17 protein-coding genes are annotated in these 17,392 nt (G+C 42.0%); 14 read left to right on the top strand and 3 right to left on the bottom strand.

The features are described 5' to 3' along the window. Positions 1–19: 19 nt before the first annotated feature. Entirely contained in the window at positions 20–970 is a 951-nt protein-coding gene (locus ACQ76V_RS05970; RefSeq protein ID WP_440999574.1) for an NADP-dependent oxidoreductase, read from the bottom strand. A gap of 654 nt (positions 971–1,624) precedes the next feature. Here ACQ76V_RS05970 and ACQ76V_RS05965 point away from each other — a divergent pair. From ACQ76V_RS05965 to pheA, 14 genes are all read left to right on the top strand, one after another. Beyond that, the gene (locus tag ACQ76V_RS05965; RefSeq protein WP_440999573.1) at positions 1,625–2,413 is read left to right on the top strand and encodes a PspA/IM30 family protein; all 789 of its coding nucleotides are present in this window, start codon (positions 1,625–1,627) and stop codon (positions 2,411–2,413) included. 17 nt (positions 2,414–2,430) lie between these two features. Then, complete coding sequence (locus ACQ76V_RS05960; protein ID WP_440999572.1) at positions 2,431–2,886, top strand: hypothetical protein; 456 nt, start codon at positions 2,431–2,433, stop codon at positions 2,884–2,886. Between the two features lie 6 nt (positions 2,887–2,892). Further along, on the top strand, positions 2,893–3,789 hold the full coding sequence (locus ACQ76V_RS05955; protein WP_440999571.1) for a hypothetical protein: 897 nt from the start codon (positions 2,893–2,895) through the stop codon (positions 3,787–3,789). Positions 3,790–3,797: 8 nt separating this feature from the next. After that, a complete protein-coding gene (locus ACQ76V_RS05950; protein WP_440999570.1) occupies positions 3,798–4,574 on the top strand; it encodes an enoyl-CoA hydratase/isomerase family protein in 777 nt (258 codons plus the stop codon). Between the two features lie 92 nt (positions 4,575–4,666). Then, positions 4,667–5,941, top strand: a complete 1,275-nt coding sequence (locus ACQ76V_RS05945) for a hemolysin family protein (RefSeq protein WP_440999569.1) — start codon at positions 4,667–4,669, stop codon at positions 5,939–5,941. A 123-nt stretch (positions 5,942–6,064) separates the two neighbouring features. Then, positions 6,065–7,777 (top strand): ATP-binding protein, encoded by a 1,713-nt coding sequence (locus tag ACQ76V_RS05940; RefSeq protein WP_440999568.1) that lies wholly within the window; start codon positions 6,065–6,067, stop codon positions 7,775–7,777. A 264-nt stretch (positions 7,778–8,041) separates the two neighbouring features. After that, positions 8,042–8,647, top strand: coding sequence for a TetR/AcrR family transcriptional regulator (locus ACQ76V_RS05935; RefSeq protein ID WP_440999567.1), 606 nt, complete (start codon positions 8,042–8,044; stop codon positions 8,645–8,647). Between the two features lie 6 nt (positions 8,648–8,653). Further along, positions 8,654–9,934 (top strand): TolC family protein, encoded by a 1,281-nt coding sequence (locus ACQ76V_RS05930; RefSeq protein ID WP_440999566.1) that lies wholly within the window; start codon positions 8,654–8,656, stop codon positions 9,932–9,934. Between the two features lie 7 nt (positions 9,935–9,941). After that, positions 9,942–10,844 carry an HlyD family secretion protein gene (locus ACQ76V_RS05925; RefSeq protein WP_440999565.1) on the top strand — a complete coding sequence of 301 codons (903 nt, stop codon included), beginning with the start codon at positions 9,942–9,944 and terminating at the stop codon, positions 10,842–10,844. 111 nt (positions 10,845–10,955) lie between these two features. Next, entirely contained in the window at positions 10,956–11,879 is a 924-nt protein-coding gene (locus ACQ76V_RS05920) for an ABC transporter ATP-binding protein (protein ID WP_440999564.1), read from the top strand. Beyond that, the gene (locus tag ACQ76V_RS05915) at positions 11,869–12,615 is read left to right on the top strand and encodes an ABC transporter ATP-binding protein (RefSeq protein WP_440999563.1); all 747 of its coding nucleotides are present in this window, start codon (positions 11,869–11,871) and stop codon (positions 12,613–12,615) included. The genes ACQ76V_RS05920 and ACQ76V_RS05915 overlap by 11 nt, the downstream gene beginning before the upstream one ends. Positions 12,616–12,640: 25 nt before the next feature. Then, entirely contained in the window at positions 12,641–13,750 is a 1,110-nt protein-coding gene (locus tag ACQ76V_RS05910; RefSeq protein WP_440999562.1) for an ABC transporter permease, read from the top strand. Continuing rightward, entirely contained in the window at positions 13,747–14,865 is a 1,119-nt protein-coding gene (locus ACQ76V_RS05905; protein ID WP_440999561.1) for an ABC transporter permease, read from the top strand. Before ACQ76V_RS05910 ends, ACQ76V_RS05905 begins: the two co-directional genes overlap by 4 nt. A gap of 192 nt (positions 14,866–15,057) precedes the next feature. Then, entirely contained in the window at positions 15,058–16,209 is a 1,152-nt protein-coding gene (pheA, locus tag ACQ76V_RS05900) for a prephenate dehydratase (protein ID WP_440999560.1), read from the top strand. 6 nt (positions 16,210–16,215) lie between these two features. Here pheA and ACQ76V_RS05895 read toward each other — a convergent pair whose 3' ends face one another. Further along, positions 16,216–16,770, bottom strand: coding sequence for an HDIG domain-containing metalloprotein (locus ACQ76V_RS05895; RefSeq protein WP_440999559.1), 555 nt, complete (start codon positions 16,768–16,770; stop codon positions 16,216–16,218). A gap of 104 nt (positions 16,771–16,874) precedes the next feature. Next, positions 16,875–17,357: a hypothetical protein gene (locus tag ACQ76V_RS05890; protein WP_440999558.1), complete on the bottom strand. Its 483-nt coding sequence runs from the start codon at positions 17,355–17,357 to the stop codon at positions 16,875–16,877. Positions 17,358–17,392: the final 35 nt, after the last annotated feature.

Here is a 17,392-nt window from a genome sequence, read left to right as displayed (position 1 = left end):
TATTCGAGCGTAATTTTTTTTAGGGGGTAATCACGGTTTTACCCTGCGTATGCAAAGACTCAATCTCTTGCAATGCTGTTGCCACCTCATCCAAATCAAACGTTTTGGAAACCGGCACCTTAATATGGCCATCATCAGCCAGCTGCTGTATGTGTGTTAATTGCTTGGCATTAGGTTCAACAAATACGTATTGGAATTTAATATCATCCGGAATTTCCGGACTTCTGTTAGTGATAGAAATCAATTGTCCACCACTTTTGAGGGTGTCAATACTTTGATTCAGTGAATTCCCTCGGGAGCAGTGGAAGATAAAGTCAACTCCATCCGGTGCCACGTTTTGAACAGCTTTTCCTATATTGCCTGCCTTATAATCAATTGTCTTGTCGGCTCCAAGTTCCTCCATATAGTCTTGATTTTGTTCGCTGGCTACACCGATAACGTTAGCTCCAACGGTTTTTGCCAGCTGAATAGCCATCGTTCCAACACCTCCGGAACCGCCCAATACCAACAATGTTTGTCCTTCTTGCAGATCACCAAATTGGAACAGGGCCTGGTAGGCAGTTAATCCGACCAAAGGGATGCCTCCAGATTCTACCATTGTAAGTTGTTGAGGGCGTTTTGCAACATAGCTTTCAGGAATAGATATGTACTCTGCAAAGGTTCCATGTTGTACGGTAGGGCGACGGGCGTAGGCGTAAACTTGATCTCCTTTTTGAAATCGATGGGCGGCGTAACCACATTCTTCAATTGTACCCGCCATATCCCAACCCGGAACAGCTGGAAATTCCGCTGGGATAACTTCATTAAGCATTCCCCGAGCAACCGCTGCATCTACAGGGTTTACCCCCGCTGCTTTCACGCGAACAAGCACTTCTCCTTCACCAGGCTCAGGTCGCTCAAGAGTTCCGGTTTTTATTTGATCCAACTCTCCAAATTCTTCAAAATAAGATGCTTTCATCTGTATGCTCATATAGGTAATAATTGCTTTTACTCATATCGTTAATATGTAGGTTGATAAACGTTTTTTAGAAGGGATCCGTTTCGGTTTTTAGCGATATCAGTCTGTGGTAATGCGAAAATTACTCACTTAAATCACAGACAATGGAGGGGGCATACCTGATAATGTAAAGCAAGGGGATTTATCAACTATCGGTATGACATTAATAAATCTATTAAAACAGCAATTAGAAGGCGAAGTTCACTTTTCTAATAAAAACGGAACCCAATTTAAGTTAGTCTTTGAGAAGTCAGACGTGAAAGGTATTGGCAGTACTTTAATAGAAAGTTGAATAGGATATAATATTATGATGATACCAATAGAAAAAGCCTCTATACTCAAATTGAGAGTAGGGGATTTAATTTATCTCTAACATTTTAGAATACTTTTCGTAAGCTCTATCCAAACCCAAAAGATGATTAATTGTTGAAGATTTGGCTATATTGTGTAGAAGATAAAAAAGTTGAGTTAATTAAGTTTACTTTACGTCGTATATGAGTGGTCGCTTTTGACGGAATTTGTATTAATAGCCTCTATACGGCATTTAAGTATATGGATAGTTAACTCGCAATTAATGTAAGTCTAAGTACTAAGGGTAGGGCAAAATCTAATAAAATAAATAATACTATGTTTAAAAGATTCGTTCGTGCAATCAAGTCGCTGTTTGGTGGATTCGTAAGCTCAATGGAAGATCCAAAACTTATTCTGGAGCAGAATATCCGGGATCTTAATGATCAGATTCCGCAGATGAATGAAAATATCGCTACCGTTAAGGCGAATAAAATCATGCTCCAGAAAGAGGTAAATAAGCTGGAAAAAAAGATTGAGGATTTAACAGCAAAAATTAAATCTGCCATCCAGGCTGATAGAGACGATATTGCCGAAGGATATGCTATGCAGCTTGAAACGGCTAAAGAAAATTTAGCGACCTCAAGAGAGCAGTTAAAATTTGCGGAGCAGGCTTATGAGAAGGCGTTGAAAGTGAAAAAAGCCTTTATGCGTGAGAAGGATCGCAAGATTCAGGAAGCCAAAGAAGCCATGCGTGCCAGTGAACGTGCTGAATGGCAGGGCAAAATTGCCGATGCGCTGGAGCAGTTTGAAACCGGAGGACTTGACCAGACTCATGATGAGATGGTCAATCGACTTAATGAAAAAACGGCAAAGAACGAAGCCCGCATGGAATTAGCTTTGGATAGTATTGACACTGAAACCATGGAAATCGAGGCCAATGCTGAAAAGCTGCGTGCTCATGAATTGGTAGAGCAATTTAAGGCCGAAATGGGTAAAGTGGATGCACCTGAAAAGGAAAAAAGTATAGGTGCATCTGATGGTGAGAAAGAGATTGAAATTGATGAACAAACATCCGAGAAACAACAGGATAAAACAATTGGCAATAAAGAGAAGTCGAAATCTTAAAAAGATGGTCTTGAGCCATGGCTAATGACAGCAGAAGTGAACGCGAACGTCTTAAAGAAGAATACAAGGCGCATTATCGTAAAATGCGCGAAATAAAAGAGCGTTCCTCGCGGGCCAAGCGTACACAGAATATTGCTGGTGCGCTCAAAAGTATGGATAAAACAGAGATGCTGAACTCTTTCGATGACTTTCTTTATTCGGTGAAGCATAAATTGGCCTCGGTCGAGGCAAGGCTTGATTTGGCAATGGATAGTCTTATTGATGAAAGTGAGGATAGGATTACTGAACAAGAAATGGATGAAGAGATTAGAAGGTCCAAGGCTAAGGATACACTGAAGCAAGTTAAACTGGAGATGGGACTCCTTTATAATGAGATCGAAGAACAAGCGAATAACATCAAGGTAAATAAAACAATTGGCAGGGATTCAACACCCCTTTCTGATCGAGCTGACAATGAACTTGAAGATGAGTAAGTGATTATGAGTGATGAAAACTCCATTAATTTTACGCGTGAAGCATTTTTGCATCCCCTCAATTTAGGAGTCTTGCTGGTTGCCGCTATTTCTGCGTTTGCAATGAGTGGCATGGGTTTGGTTTCAAGCTTGATTCTAACGATGACATTTGCTGTTGAGCTTATGTATCTGGGAATCGTACCAAGATTGCCCCGATTCCGAAAGAATATAAAGTTGAAAAAAGTACGGGAACAAAATCCTGCAGCGAAAGAAAAATCTACTTTTCAGGAGCTTGATAAAAAAAGTCAGAAACGCTTTTTGGTGTTAAAGCATCTTGCCAAGTTAATTAAGGAGAATTTTGATAAGTTGCCTTATAGTTCACAGGGGTTGTTGGAAAACATTCGCAACAAAATTGGAGAACTCCTTTCTAATTATCTTACTTTGTTGGATCTCCATAAGCGCTATCGGTTATATATGAATACTTCGGTAGAAGAAAGTTTGAAGCAGGAAGTTCAAAAAGCCGAACGCGAAATACAGAATATGAAATCGGAACAATTGAAACGAACAACTGCCCGGCGCGTGGGGATTTTGAAAAAGCGTCTCAAAAAATTTGAGATGGCCAAAGAAAAGTACTTAATCTGTGAAACACATCTTGAAACGATAGAAGATGCCATTCGATATATTTATGAGCAATCTATGACGATGAGTAATCCAGAGGAAATTGGATTTCAACTCGATAACCTACTTGAAGAAGTCGAAGAAACATCACAGCTTATTGATGATTTAGATAGAGATATTTTACCTTATAGCTCCGATCTTGAGGAAATTGATTTAGATTCTGATTTTTTGGATGTCGAAGATGAATTAAAACAGCAAACAGCCGTCGACTCGGAAGTTGATTCTTCAAGTCGAGTTAAAGAATAATTCAGTTTATGAGTAAATCATATAGTACTATTACATTAGAAACGGATGAGAAGGGCATAGCTACAGTCACGATTAATCGCCCCAAAAAACTAAATGCTTTAAATGACAACGTATTAAATGAGCTTGCTGATCTTTTCAAGGTTATTCAGGTAGATGAGGATATCAATGCTATTACCGTAAAAGGAGCCGGCGATAAGGCTTTTGTAGCTGGCGCTGATATTAAAGAGCTTCGCGAATTGGATGATCGATCCGGTCGAATGGCTTCTCAAAAAGGTCAGCAAATTTTTCAACTTATTGAGGATACCCGCAAGCCGGTTATTGCTGCTGTTAACGGATATGCATTGGGTGGTGGGGCCGAACTGGCCATGGCTTGTCACCTGCGCATAGCCGGTGAAAATGCCGTGTTTGGTTTGCCGGAAGTTGGATTAGGATTAATCCCGGGATATGGCGGTACGCAACGACTTCCCAGTTTAATAGGTAGAGCTCGTGCTTTGGAGATGATTTTAACCGGTAAGCAAGTTAAGGCGAAAGAAGCACTACAGCTTGGCTTGGTTAATGAGGTGAGTGCTACACCTGTGGAAGCTTCAAAGGAGTTGCTAAATAACATTTTAAAAAATGGTCCAATTGCTATCAGGAATGCCATTAAAGCGGTTTATCATTCTGATCACCATTCAGGGTATCAGGTAGAAGCAGATCTATTTGGGCAACTGTGTGAAACGGAAGATTGCATGGAAGGGACCTCTGCCTTTCTCGAAAAAAGAAAGCCTGAGTTTAAGGGGAAATAGATTACTGATTCTTTTTGTCACCTTTTTAATACCATTTTCAACAACCTTCGGTCAAAATTACTTGACCGGTAAAGCTCTATATTTTATCCGTATTGACTGAACTACTCCTTATAATATTAACTATTCTACTTAGCGGTTTCTTTTCGGGGTCAGAGATAGCTTTTGTCAGTTCAAATAAGCTCAAGCTGGAGATTGAATCTCGCAAAGGATCATGGACCGGTCGTGTGGTAAATGATTTTATCCATAAACCGGAAACCTTTCTAACTACTACGTTGGTGGGTAATAACATAGTTAATGTGGTTTATGCTACATTGATGACTATTTTTTTAGTAGGCCCCATTACCGAGATTTATCAGAGTTGGATGGGGTCGCTGCCTTCCGAAGCGTTGGTATTAGTAATACAAACGGTGATTGCTTCGGTTGTGATTATGCTTTTTGGTGAAATTATCCCTAAAGCATTATTTCGTATACATGCCGATTGGTGGATGAAGATCATAGCCGTTCCTCAAAAGATATGTAACCAGTTATTTAAGCCACTTGTCTTTATAGCTGACAAGTCTTCTGATTTTGTGATTAAACTTATTAATCCGGAGGTAGATCGTTCAGGGAAAATATTTCGACGAGAAGATGTTGAACTGATATTTCAGGAACTGCGTGATACTGGCGGCCACGATCTGGATAAGGATGACTCCGAAATCCTGCATAACGTGCTTGAGCTTTCCAACAAACGCGTGAAGGAGTCCATGATACCGCGTACCGATATTGTTGCGGTTGAAAAAAATGCCAGTATTGATGAAACCTTAAAACTTTTTATCTCTTCAGGCTTTTCAAAGCTTCCTGTTTACCAAGAATCTATTGATGATATTATTGGGGTTATCTTTGCTTACGATCTCTTTAGCAATCCTGATAATTTATCCGAAATAGTACGTCCCATAAAGTTGGTTCCGGCATCACAAAAGTCGAAAGATCTGCTCTCAGAATTTCGCAGCTCAAATATTTCGGTGGCTATTGTTATCGATGAATATGGCGGAACGGCTGGGATGATTACGATTGAGGATCTCTTGGAGGAAGTAGTCGGTGATATCCAAGATGAATATGATACGGAAGATCGAATCCTGAAAAAACTATCCGGCAACACCTATATCCTCAGTGGCAGTGTAGAGATTGAGGATCTTATCAGTAAATTTCCCGAGGTTGATCTGCCCGAGGAATCTACCGAGTACGAAACGATAGCGGGATACATCATTAATGAACTGGGACGTATCCCTAAAGTGAATGAAGAACTATTAATTGCCGGTAAGAAGATTATCATTAGTAAAGCAACACCCAGTCGCATTGAGACGGTAAAATTGGTCGTGTTGGAATAATCAGTTGTAAAAGGAGATTAATATTTTCTGTCAACGCTTAAAAGCAGGAAGGCTGGGCGAAATCTGTTGATTTAAACGTTATTATAAGGAGTGGACTCAAACCAAATTAAATAATAAAACGGTATGTTTGACCATTATCCCAGTTGGGCACAGCAATTTGCACAAAAATATCTTAGTCGCACGATCAATCAATTCATCTTGCATGGAAATGTGCATGATTTAGTTTCACTCCAGCGTAAAGATCAAACTGATTTCGTACGTCTTAAATCTTTTCTATCGGAAGAATTCTTCGGAGCGCGTGACTACGTCATTTTCTATGATCGCTCCTCCGGAATTTATTTTCGGGACGGAGAATCAAAGAAAGATTTTAACCGGGCGTTGTCGGGGCGTGATTCATTGATGGGTACAGATTATGCCAACAAGATGCCTAAAGATCCGGTGCGGGTATTTTCACTTTTGGAGCAATATTTTCGGGTACGTATCGACGATAAAAAGAGCATTGCCCTGATTATCGATTATGCTGATACCATTGTACCGATGAATGAAGCAGGTTCCAGTGGATCCGAGGATCGTACTTCGATGGTCTATTTATCTCGATGGGCGCATGACCCCATGTTTTTAGCGGCTGATTTTACTACTGTATTACTTACAGAAAATCTGGCAGATCTGAATAAAACGCTGGTTCAAAATCCGTACACCACCGATATCAAAATTAATATTCCCGACGAGCAGCAGCGCCAGCAGTTTATCGATTTTGAGTCTACTGATGAGGAGTTTGAAGCGTTTTCTGAGGTTAGTGAAAAGGTGGTAGCTCAACAAACAGCGGGACTTAATTTTATCAATCTGCGTAGTATCCTTTCCAATGCTCGAGAGAATAGAGAGAAAATAACGCATGATCGGCTGTCTGAGGCAAAGAAAGAATTGATCGAGGCCGAGGCGTATGGACTACTGGAATTTGTTGAAACCGAATATACTCTGGACAATGTGGCGGGACATACAAAAGTAAAAGAGCATCTCCGACACGCTGTGCAGGCCCTAAAAAGTGGGCGTCAGGATGTGCTGCCGATGGGATATCTGGTTTGCGGTCCAGTTGGCACAGGAAAAACATTTTTGGTGACCTGTTTTGCCAGTGAAGTGGGAATTCCCATGGTGAAACTGAAAAACTTTCGGAGCCAGTGGCAGGGCGTGACTGAAGGCAACCTCGAAAAGATTTTAGGCTTGCTTAAAGCAATGTCGCCTGTTGCGGTTATGATTGACGAAGCTGATGCTTATCTCGGTGATCGCGATGCCAGCGGTGATAGTGGTGTATCCAGTCGGGTATTTTCCCAGATTGCTACTTTTATGAGTGACACCCGAAATCGCGGCGAAATTATCTGGTTTTTAATGACGGCGCGTCCTGATTTAATGCCGGTAGATCTTAAACGCCAGGGGCGTGCCGAAGAACACTTGGCGTTGTTTCCTCCACATACCAAAGAAGAGCGCGTTGAGCTTTTTGATGCGATGAAAAAGAAAACAGGTCTTAGAATGACCGAAGAATATACCCCAAAACTTATTGAGCAGGGATTGAAAACCTTCTCCGGTGCCGATATGGAAGCCGCATTGACCCGAGCTAAATTCAGGGCCGCTGCAAAAGATCTCGACAAAGTGACACCTGAAATTCTGGACTTAGCACTCAATGATTTTCTTCCGCCTACCTATCCCGAAGAAATTGAATTGCAAACACTTAGCGCCGTTATTGAATGCACCTCTAAAGAACTCTTACCAGAGCGCTACCAAGAAATGGATCGCGGCGAAATACTCGGTAAAATTGAGGAGTTAAAATATCGTATCGGATAAGCAGTAAGGCTTATGCTCATTTACTAATGTAGTTTTTCTTCAGGCTAATAACATAGATACTCTTCTTAGACTGAACCTTGACAGAATTTGAACTGATGGTCAAGGAATTACTATGAACGTTCTAACGCCTTCCTAGTATTGTTTTGAGTGCTTTTAAAAGTAATTCCATCCCAAATCAATATTGCAACCATATAATTTAACCAAATAGTTGAAATATATGGTTGAATGTTTTAGTTTATTCAAGAAATTGAAATTAATTGAATTATGTCAGAAGAATTACAGACCGAAGAGCAGATCTTGGAAGCGGCAAAACAGATTTTCCAAGAACGAGGATTTGCCGGCGCGCGAATGCAAGAAATTGCAGATGAGGCGGGGATCAACAAATCAATGTTGCACTACTATTTTCGCAGTAAGGACAAGTTGTTTCAACAAGTTTTTCAAGAGAGTATCCGACAGTTTTTTCCTGAAATACTACAAGTACTAAATGCAGATTTGGCACTTGTCCCCAAGATCGAAAAGCTGGTGGAAACCTATTACGAAATGTTTCGTGAACAGCCCCATTTGCCGCGATTTGTGATTCATGAGATGAACCAGCATCCTGATCGCTTTAAGAACTTTGTAACAAAAGAAGGATTCAAAATGCCGGAGCAATTTATCAAACAGATCCGGGCAGAGGTTGAGGCGGGCACAATGCAAAAGATTGATCCTCGCGAATTTATCATCAATACCATTGGTCTTTGTGTGTTTCCATTAATTGCACGTCCGATGATTGAAACGGTCTTTGAAATGAATGATGAACAGTACCAGCAATTTTTAGAGCAACGTAAAAAAGAGCTGCCCAAATTTATTCTCAACGCTGTAAAAAAGTAAGTTGATATGTTGACCACAATATTGCTTTCTATTCTAACGATCACAGGTGTTCTGCCTACTTCCACAGACACACTTTCACTCAGCGATATCCATGTGCAGATTGAAAACAACTATCCGCTGGCTCGAAAGATTGCTCTGCAGAACGAGGTCACGGAACTGAATAGGAAGATTGTTGGTACTGCGGCATATCCCCAACTCAATTTTGGGGCAACCGCCACCTACCAATCCGAAGTAACAGAACTACCATTTCCATCGGGCGGATCTTTTATGGCGCCCGAACTCAGCAGAGATCAGTACAAAGCTACGGCCGAGGCATCTCAGACAATCTACAACGGTGGAGCAGTGGCCATCAGGAAAAAACTTGAGGAAATCCGTGGCCAAGGTGAGAATGAAACTACAGAGGTAGCATTACACCAAATAAAGGAGCAGGTCAATCAGGTATATTTTGGGATATTGTTAGCACAGGAGCAGCTTCAAGTTATCAGCACGCTGATGAAAAACCTCCAAGCCCAAATTAAAGAAGTATCTTCAAAGGTAGGGCACGGCGTGCTTCTTCCGAGTCAAAAATACACGCTGGAAGCAGAGCTGATCAATGTCCGACAGGATTCTGCAGCAATAGAATCAAATATCACCTCCGGATATCAAATGTTGAGTAATCTTATTGGTGAGAAGATCGCTCCCAATACTAAACTTCAGATGCCGCAAGTAAATGTACCTGCCGGGAACGAAATACTGAGGCAGCGTCCCGAGTTCGATCTCTTTGAAAACAACAGGGAAGTGTTGAGTTACCAAAAAGAATTGGCTGAAACTGAGAAATGGCCTTCCTTTTTAGCATTTGGCAGTGCTACCTACGGACGACCGGGTTATAATGTGTTTGACGATGAGTTACATGCCTTTTACATGGTAGGACTTCAACTACAATGGAATTTTTGGAACACTCAAAATGCCGCAAAAAAACAGCAGATTTATCAGCTGAAGCAGAAAACAGTTACCCAAGAAGAACGAGCATTCGAACGCCAGCTAAAAGCCAGTTTGAGTAAAATTAGGAAACAGATAGAATTATTTGAGGAGCAGTTAAAACAGGATCAACAGATTATTGCTCTGCGAGAAAAAGTGGTGGATGAGAAATCAAGTCAGATGAAAAATGGCAGTGTTACAGCTACGGAATATGTTACTGAATTGAGTAAGGTTACCCAGGCTCGATTGTCGCAGATGATACACCGTACAAAGCTGGTGCAGTCAAAAATTGAGTATCAAACAACAGTGGGTATTTCAAAATATAAATAAAGACAGCATGATGAGATTTGAGCAAAGTAAGCTATTTGGTGTATGGATTAGCATGTTCTTTCTTTTGGTGATTACCGGGTGTGCTAATGATGGAAAATCAGATGCGTACGGACAATTTGAAGCCGTAGAAACGACCGTTTCAGCTCAGACTTCCGGAGAGCTATTGTCTTTCTCGGTATCAGAAGGAGAAACTGTGGCGGCGGGAACACAGGTGGCGGTAATCGACACGGTGCAGTTGAGTTTGAAGAGGGATGAACTGCTATCCCAGCAGGAAGCTGCAGAATCCAAAATTGATAATGTTGATGCAGAAATTGCGGTTCAGCAACAAAAACTGGAGACAGCCCAGAAGAATCTGAATAGAATACGTGCAATGAGAAAGGACGCTGCGGCGACCCAGCAACAGTTGGATGACGCAGAAGGGAATGTCAAGACCATACAGAAACAGATTCAGGCTTTGGAAACCCAGAAAAAGGCGATTCGCGCAGATATAAAATCCGTTGACGCACGCTTAAAGCAGGTAGAGCAACAGCTTGGGGATGCTCATGTGATGAATCCTATACGTGGGACAGTGCTTACTACTTTTGTAGAAACCTATGAACTTGTGGGACAGGGCCAGCCGCTTTACAAAATTGCAAGTTTAGATACGCTGGAACTCCGGGCGTATGTAAGCGGGGCTCAGCTGCCTTCAATAAAACTGGGACAACAGGTAGAGGTGGTGGTTGATAAAAATGCAGACGAGAATCAGCAACTTGGCGGAAGGATTAGCTGGATTGCATCGCAGGCTGAATTTACTCCCAAAATGATTCAAACCAAAGAGGAGCGTGTCACTCAGGTTTATGCCATAAAGATAAAAGTGCCGAACCCGGATGGAATACTAAAAATTGGCATGCCCGGAGAGGTGAATTTTTAGTCACAGGGTATAGTGTCATCCTGAACTTGTTTCAGGATCTTAAGTATCACTTATAATTTAATTATAGATGCTGAAATTAATTCAGCATGACATCTTGCTTAAGACAACGATATGAAACCGATCAAGATTAAAAATCTTATTAAAACCTACGGCAAGACCAAAGCTGTAAAGGGAATTTCTTTTGAAGTAGAAGAGGGAGAGCTCTTTGGACTCATTGGGCCCGATGGGGCTGGAAAAACAACGCTGTTTCGGATTCTTACGACATTGCTGAAACCTGATTCCGGGAACGGATCGGTATTGGGATTGGATATCGTTTCTGACTATAAAAAGATACGACCCAAAGTAGGGTATATGCCGGGGCGTTTTTCGCTTTACCAAGATTTGTCGGTAGAAGAAAATCTTTCTTTTTTCGCTTCCGTTTTTGGTACGACCATTGAGGCCAACTATGATCTCATAAAACCGATATTCAGCCAACTTGAACCGTTTAAGGATCGAATGGCCGGAGCGCTTTCCGGAGGCATGAAGCAAAAACTGGCGCTGAGCTGTGCGCTCATCCATAAGCCGAAGGTACTGTTTTTAGATGAGCCCACCACAGGCGTGGATGCGGTTTCGCGGAAGGAATTTTGGCAGATGCTGCATCACCTCAAAGAAGAAAATATTACGATTTTAGTTTCCACGCCCTATATGGATGAAGCCGAACAGTGTGATCGCGTAGCATTAATGCAGGAGGGCAACATCCTATCCATCGATACCCCTGAAGCGATCACCAATCAATTTGATAATGATCTGTGGGCAGTCGCATCCGCTAATAAATATCGATTAATACAAGTTCTCCGAAATTATAAATATGCGGAATCGGTACAGCCGTTTGGAGAATATATTCACTACACCGATCAGCGAACCGATGTTAACAGGGATGAATTGATGAATTATTTGAAGGCTAATGGAATCAATAATCCCCGGGTAAAGAAAATTGCACCGGATATTGAAGATACATTTATGCGGTTGATGATGCAGGAGGTTGATGATGGATGATTCTATAATAAAGGTAGAAAATTTGACGCGAAAGTTCGGTGATTTTACGGCTGTGGATCACATCTCATTCGAGGTGGAGCGTGGAGAAATTTTTGGATTTCTGGGGGGCAATGGTGCGGGAAAGACAACGGCCATGCGCATGTTGACAGGCTTGTTGGCTCCAACGGAAGGAAAGGCATGGGTAGCCGGTTTTGACGTGGAAAAGCAAGCCGAGCAGGTCAAAAAGCAGATTGGATACATGAGTCAAAAGTTCTCGCTGTATGAGGATTTGACGGTGCGTGAGAATATTCGGCTGTATGGGGGTATTTACGGACTTTCAAATAATGTGATTAGTCAAAAGTCACAACAGCTGATTGAGAGGCTGGGTATGCAGGAGCTTCAAAAAAAGAAAATAGGCTCCTTGCCATTGGGATGGAAGCAAAAGCTGGCTTTTTCTGTGGCGTTAATACACGAGCCTCAAATCGTTTTTCTGGATGAGCCCACGGGTGGGGTTGATCCGATAACACGACGACAGTTCTGGGAGCAGATTTATAAAGTGGCAGAGGAAGGAACAACCGTATTTGTGACAACACACTATATGGATGAGGCGGAGTATTGTGATCGGGTTTCCATCATGGTAGATGGTCGTATTGATGCCTTAGATAATCCGGCCGCATTAAAAGAGGAGTTTAAGGCTGTTGATATTGAGGAAGTATTTATTCAGCTGGCACGAGGAGCAAAGCGAGGCGAAGGATAGAAAAAGTACTTAGCATAGCCCAATTATGAGCTCATTTAAAGGTTTCGTAGTCAAAGAATTTAAACAGATTTACCGCGACAAGAGGACGTTGTTGGTGTTGTTTGGTATGCCCATTATCCAGATGCTTTTATTTGGTTTTGCTATTCGCAATGAAGTCGAGAATGCGAAAGTGGCGGTCCTTGATAACTCCCATGATGCGGTAACGCGTCAGATTACGAGTAAAATAAATGCATCCAATTACTTTTCGGTGGAAGGGGCTATAAGGGGATATAATGAAATTGAAGAGCTGTTCCAGCAGGGCGAAATAAATGAAGTTGTTGTTTTTGAATCTGACTTTGCCCGGAAATTAGAGCGCGGGGAACAGCCTGCGGTCAATATTATCACCGATGCTTCCAATCCTAATTTAGCACAGCTTATACAGCAGTATTCGACCTCCATTATTGTAGATTGGCAGCAGCGGGGAAGTGGGTTGCCCGATGTGAACAATAAGGGAGTAAGTGCAAATGCCAATATGTTATTTAATCCGCAGCTGGAAAGTGTAAACTTATTTGTGCCGGGACTTATAGCCGTAATATTGATGCTAATATCTGCATTAATGACGTCCATTTCAATCACCCGTGAAAAAGAGATGGGAAATATGGAGATTTTACTCGTTTCGCCATTGCGCCCGGCGCAGATTATTATTGGGAAAGTGTTACCCTATCTGGTATTGGCTTTTGTAAATGTGCTCACCGTATTAGCACTGGCAGCGTGGGTGTTCGTGGTTCCGTTTCGTGGCTCATACGGTCTTTTTATGGCGGAATCATTGCTTTTCATTTTTACTGCATTGGCGCTCGGAGTATTTATCTCTACGAAGGCCAATGATCAGCAGACAGCAATGATGGTAGCATTGGCGGGTTTATTATTGCCAACGGTACTTTTATCGGGTTTTATCTTCCCCATTTCCAGCATGCCATGGCCACTACAATGGTTCAGTAATATTATTCCGGCTCGCTGGTTTCTGGTGATTGTGCGCAGCATTATGCTTAAAGATTCAAGTTTGCTTCTGCTGTGGAAAGAAACGCTGATATTGTTTTTGATGACTTTAGGATTTATAGCACTTAGCGTAAAGAATTTTAAGGTGAGACTGCAATGAGAACGGTAAAATTTCTTTTACAAAAAGAGTTCCTGCAGATTTTCCGTAACAAGGGAATGCTGCCAATTATCTTCCTGATGCCGGTGGTGCAGTTAGTTATCCTATCTTTTGCGGCAACATATGAGCTCCGGGAAGTAAACTTCCATTTGGTCGATTTTGATCAATCGTCTGCTTCCCGCGAATTGGTACAGAAATTTCAGGCATCGGGATACTTTACCCTGGAAAGCAGTTCATTTGATGTGGGAGATGGGACTGAGAAAATGCGTAGTAATGATGTACGGTTGACGTTGGTGATTCCACAGGATTTCGAACAACATTTACAATCGGGAGGGGCTACTTCAGTACAAATGAATATTGACGCCGTGGACGGCACGACGGCAGGACTCATCCAAGGCTATGGGCGTTCAATTATACAGGATTTTAACACCGAAATTCGTCCAAACGTACGAAGTATGGAGTTTACCAACCGGCAGAGTATTGAAGTCATACCCGCCAGCTGGTACAATCCTAATCTTGATTATATACAATATATGGTACCCGGCATTTTAGTGGTGCTTGTTTCGATGATTGGGATGTTTTTATCGGGGATGAATATTGTGCGTGAACGAGAGATTGGCACCATTGAACAGCTAAATGTAACTCCTATAAGTCGGTATCAATTTATTACGGGAAAATTATTGCCATTCTGGATTATCGGGTTATTTGAACTTGCCCTGGGGTTGGTAATTGCACGGTTTGGATTTGGAATACCCTTCGTTGGAAGTGTTTGGCTACTATTTTTAATAGCGGGAATCTATTTACTTGTGGTGGAAGGATTGGGGCTTTTTATATCCACCATCACTAATACGCAACAGCAAGCCATGTTCATTGCTTGGTTCCTGATGGTCGTTTTCATCCTCATGGGCGGACTGTTCACCCCCATAGAAAGTATGCCGGTGTGGGCACAAGAGCTGACATTATTTAATCCTGTCGCCCACTTTATTAAAATTATGCGGATGGTTTTACTGAAAGGTGCCGGTTGGAGTGAAGTACAGCACTTGGTTGGCTTGTTAACTGTTATGGCGGGGGTTATTCTGCCCGCTGCAATCTTCAGGTATCGCAAGTCGACATCTTGATATTTTGCTCTGATATATCTCCTCATTAATTACCAATTGGATGGAGCTCCTTCAAATGGGGAGCTTTATTCTTAATATTGGAGCCTGATGATTTATATTCAGTCAAAGGGGCTTAGATAATTATATTTTTATTAAAGTTGGCAATACAATATTCTACCTTTTTCTCATTCAATCTAATTGTGATTTATTTTAATGTCTGATAAACTCGATTCCATCCGAAAACTGCTCGATGAAACCGATAAGGCCATTGTTGAGGCTTTGGCAAAACGACAAAAACTGGTACGCGAAATATCGGAGCTAAAACTTGACAAAAAATCCAGGATTCGTGATAACAAGCGGGAAGAAGAACTGTTGGAAAAAATAACGAAATTAGCTCGTCAAGAGGGACTCGATCGCTATTTTGCCGAGCAGCTTTTTAAGGATATTATCCATCATTCAGTACGATTTCAGACCCATTCGCTGGTTGATCATCAGAATGAACAAAAGAATGCAGATACCGTTCGAGTGGCTTATCAGGGGACGGATGGAGCCTTTAGTCATCAGGCAGCTTTTCGTCATTTCGAAGAGCGTTACGCGCAGGTCGATTGTTTTGGCTACGACACCTTTCGTCAAGCCGCCGAGGCAGTGAAAGAGCAAAAAGTAGATTATGCGATCTTACCTATCGAAAATACCACGGCCGGTTCCATTCGCGAAACCTACGATTTATTGGCGGATGACGAATTGCATATAGTGGGGGAAGAGGCTATACGGATCATTCACTGCCTACTGGCATTAGAGGAAGTTCCCATGAATCGGATTCGTCGCATTATGTCACATCCTCAGGCGATAGCACAATGCAGTAACTTTTTGGCAACACTGCATGACTGTAAGGTGGAGTCGTATATCGATACGGCTATGTCAGCGAAGAAAGTACTCGAGGACGGGGATCTATCTCAGGCCGCCATTGCCGGAAGTTATGCTGCTGAAATTTATGGACTCAAAATTTTGAAACGGGATTTAGCCAATCAATCCGAGAATTTTACCCGTTTTGTAGTGGTAGGACCTCAGGCGGTAGAAATTGATCGACAAATTCCATGCAAAACATCGCTTTTAATGGTGACTACCCACGAGCAGGGAGCGCTGGTCGGCTGCCTGAATATTCTTGCCGATCATGGCATTGATATGACGAAGCTTGAATCACGTCCCAAGCCCAATGAACCATGGAAGTATCAATTTTATCTGGATATAGAGGGAAATATTGCAAGCCCTGAGATTCGCGTGGCCCTCCAAGAGTTAGAGCAGGAAGCCAGCTCGCTGAAAGTGCTGGGTTGTTATCCTGCACAGGTAGGAGCTCTGAATGAGTAAACACCTCTATTCAGTTTGAGCTTCTTGTTTGAACACTTCGATTAAAAAGGCGATATGATCATTAAGCTCAGTATCAATTAACGCTGCACCTTTTTTAATATCCTCGCGCGGCACATCCGCGGCAAAGCTACTGTCTTTAAGCTTTTTAGTCACTGATTTTATGCGCATATCTGCAAAGCCGTTGGGACGTACCAGGGAAACGGCATTCATAAATCCGGACAGTTCATCGCAGGCGAATAGGTAACGTTCTATTTCGGTTTCCGGTTCGCGTCCGGTACGTTCAGGGGCATGTGCTTCAACCGCATTAATAATTGCCTCTGGATATCCTTCTTCCGGAAGAATTTCCTCAACAGCTTTTTGGGGATGGTCTTTGGGAAACTTCTCCCAATCCAGATCATGAAGCAGGCCGGCCGTCCACCATGCTTCGACCTCTTCGTGGAATTTATCCAGTTTGTGAGCATAGGCTTCCATGGCAGCGGCAACCATGTGGCAATGATTCCTTAAATTTTCGTTTTCAATATATTGCTGTAATAATGCTACAGATTCATCTCGGTTCTTCATAATAGTATTCTCTTTGGCTGATTGTATTTCAATTACTGAGTTACGATTACTTTTGGAGTAATAAAAATTTGTGAACTCTGTCGAATGATTTTAAAACTAAAGCATTATTGAACCCTGACTTCTCCACTGCCGGGGCCACCACCCTTATTTTGCCAGTCCTGATAAAGTCGAATCAGATTAGAGACCGAGTAAATAAGTAAAAATGTAGCAATCAGGTAGGCTACCGAATCGGGATTTGTAATGATTAGCAATGCTATGATTAGCGTAAGTACCCCCATAATGGAAAATTGAAACGCGAATAACAGTACAAAACCGAACAACCCTAAAAAGGCTGCAAACATAACCGGGATAAGCTCAGGAAAAATGAAAATAAGTATTCCGGTTACGATGGGTATGGCCGAAAGTGTGGGGGAAATACGAAATGTGATAAACAGTAATCCCAAGGCCAGGAGGTACCCACCTGCAATTAAGTACAAAAAGTTGGGATAAATAAGGGTGAGGCAGCCGGTGGCTAAAGCCAGCAGGGCATTAAGAATTTGGCGCTCACGGTTTTTGTAGTTGATCTGTATGCGATATTGCTCAAACATAATTCCGACTTTTTTATAATGGTTATTTCAACATA

It is taken from the genome of Fodinibius sp. SL11, assembly GCF_052060035.1.
Taxonomy (GTDB): domain Bacteria; phylum Bacteroidota; class Rhodothermia; order Balneolales; family Balneolaceae; genus Fodinibius.
Note: the sequence above shows the minus strand (reverse complement) of the source record. Positions and strands in the feature narration are given on the sequence as shown.

Excerpts from the sequence above, each read along its gene's own strand:
- ACQ76V_RS05970 (WP_440999574.1), bottom strand. The coding sequence starts at position 970 with ATGAGCATACAGATGAAAGCATCTTATTTTGAAGAATTTGGAGAGTTG.
- ACQ76V_RS05965 (WP_440999573.1), top strand. The coding sequence starts at position 1,625 with ATGTTTAAAAGATTCGTTCGTGCAATCAAGTCGCTGTTTGGTGGATTC.
- ACQ76V_RS05960 (WP_440999572.1), top strand. The coding sequence starts at position 2,431 with ATGGCTAATGACAGCAGAAGTGAACGCGAACGTCTTAAAGAAGAATAC.
- ACQ76V_RS05955 (WP_440999571.1), top strand. The coding sequence starts at position 2,893 with ATGAGTGATGAAAACTCCATTAATTTTACGCGTGAAGCATTTTTGCAT.
- ACQ76V_RS05950 (WP_440999570.1), top strand. The coding sequence starts at position 3,798 with ATGAGTAAATCATATAGTACTATTACATTAGAAACGGATGAGAAGGGC.
- ACQ76V_RS05940 (WP_440999568.1), top strand. The coding sequence starts at position 6,065 with ATGTTTGACCATTATCCCAGTTGGGCACAGCAATTTGCACAAAAATAT.
- ACQ76V_RS05935 (WP_440999567.1), top strand. The coding sequence starts at position 8,042 with ATGTCAGAAGAATTACAGACCGAAGAGCAGATCTTGGAAGCGGCAAAA.
- ACQ76V_RS05930 (WP_440999566.1), top strand. The coding sequence starts at position 8,654 with ATGTTGACCACAATATTGCTTTCTATTCTAACGATCACAGGTGTTCTG.
- ACQ76V_RS05925 (WP_440999565.1), top strand. The coding sequence starts at position 9,942 with ATGATGAGATTTGAGCAAAGTAAGCTATTTGGTGTATGGATTAGCATG.
- ACQ76V_RS05920 (WP_440999564.1), top strand. The coding sequence starts at position 10,956 with ATGAAACCGATCAAGATTAAAAATCTTATTAAAACCTACGGCAAGACC.
- ACQ76V_RS05915 (WP_440999563.1), top strand. The coding sequence starts at position 11,869 with ATGATGGATGATTCTATAATAAAGGTAGAAAATTTGACGCGAAAGTTC.
- ACQ76V_RS05910 (WP_440999562.1), top strand. The coding sequence starts at position 12,641 with ATGAGCTCATTTAAAGGTTTCGTAGTCAAAGAATTTAAACAGATTTAC.
- ACQ76V_RS05905 (WP_440999561.1), top strand. The coding sequence starts at position 13,747 with ATGAGAACGGTAAAATTTCTTTTACAAAAAGAGTTCCTGCAGATTTTC.
- pheA (WP_440999560.1), top strand. The coding sequence starts at position 15,058 with ATGTCTGATAAACTCGATTCCATCCGAAAACTGCTCGATGAAACCGAT.
- ACQ76V_RS05895 (WP_440999559.1), bottom strand. The coding sequence starts at position 16,770 with ATGAAGAACCGAGATGAATCTGTAGCATTATTACAGCAATATATTGAA.
- ACQ76V_RS05890 (WP_440999558.1), bottom strand. The coding sequence starts at position 17,357 with ATGTTTGAGCAATATCGCATACAGATCAACTACAAAAACCGTGAGCGC.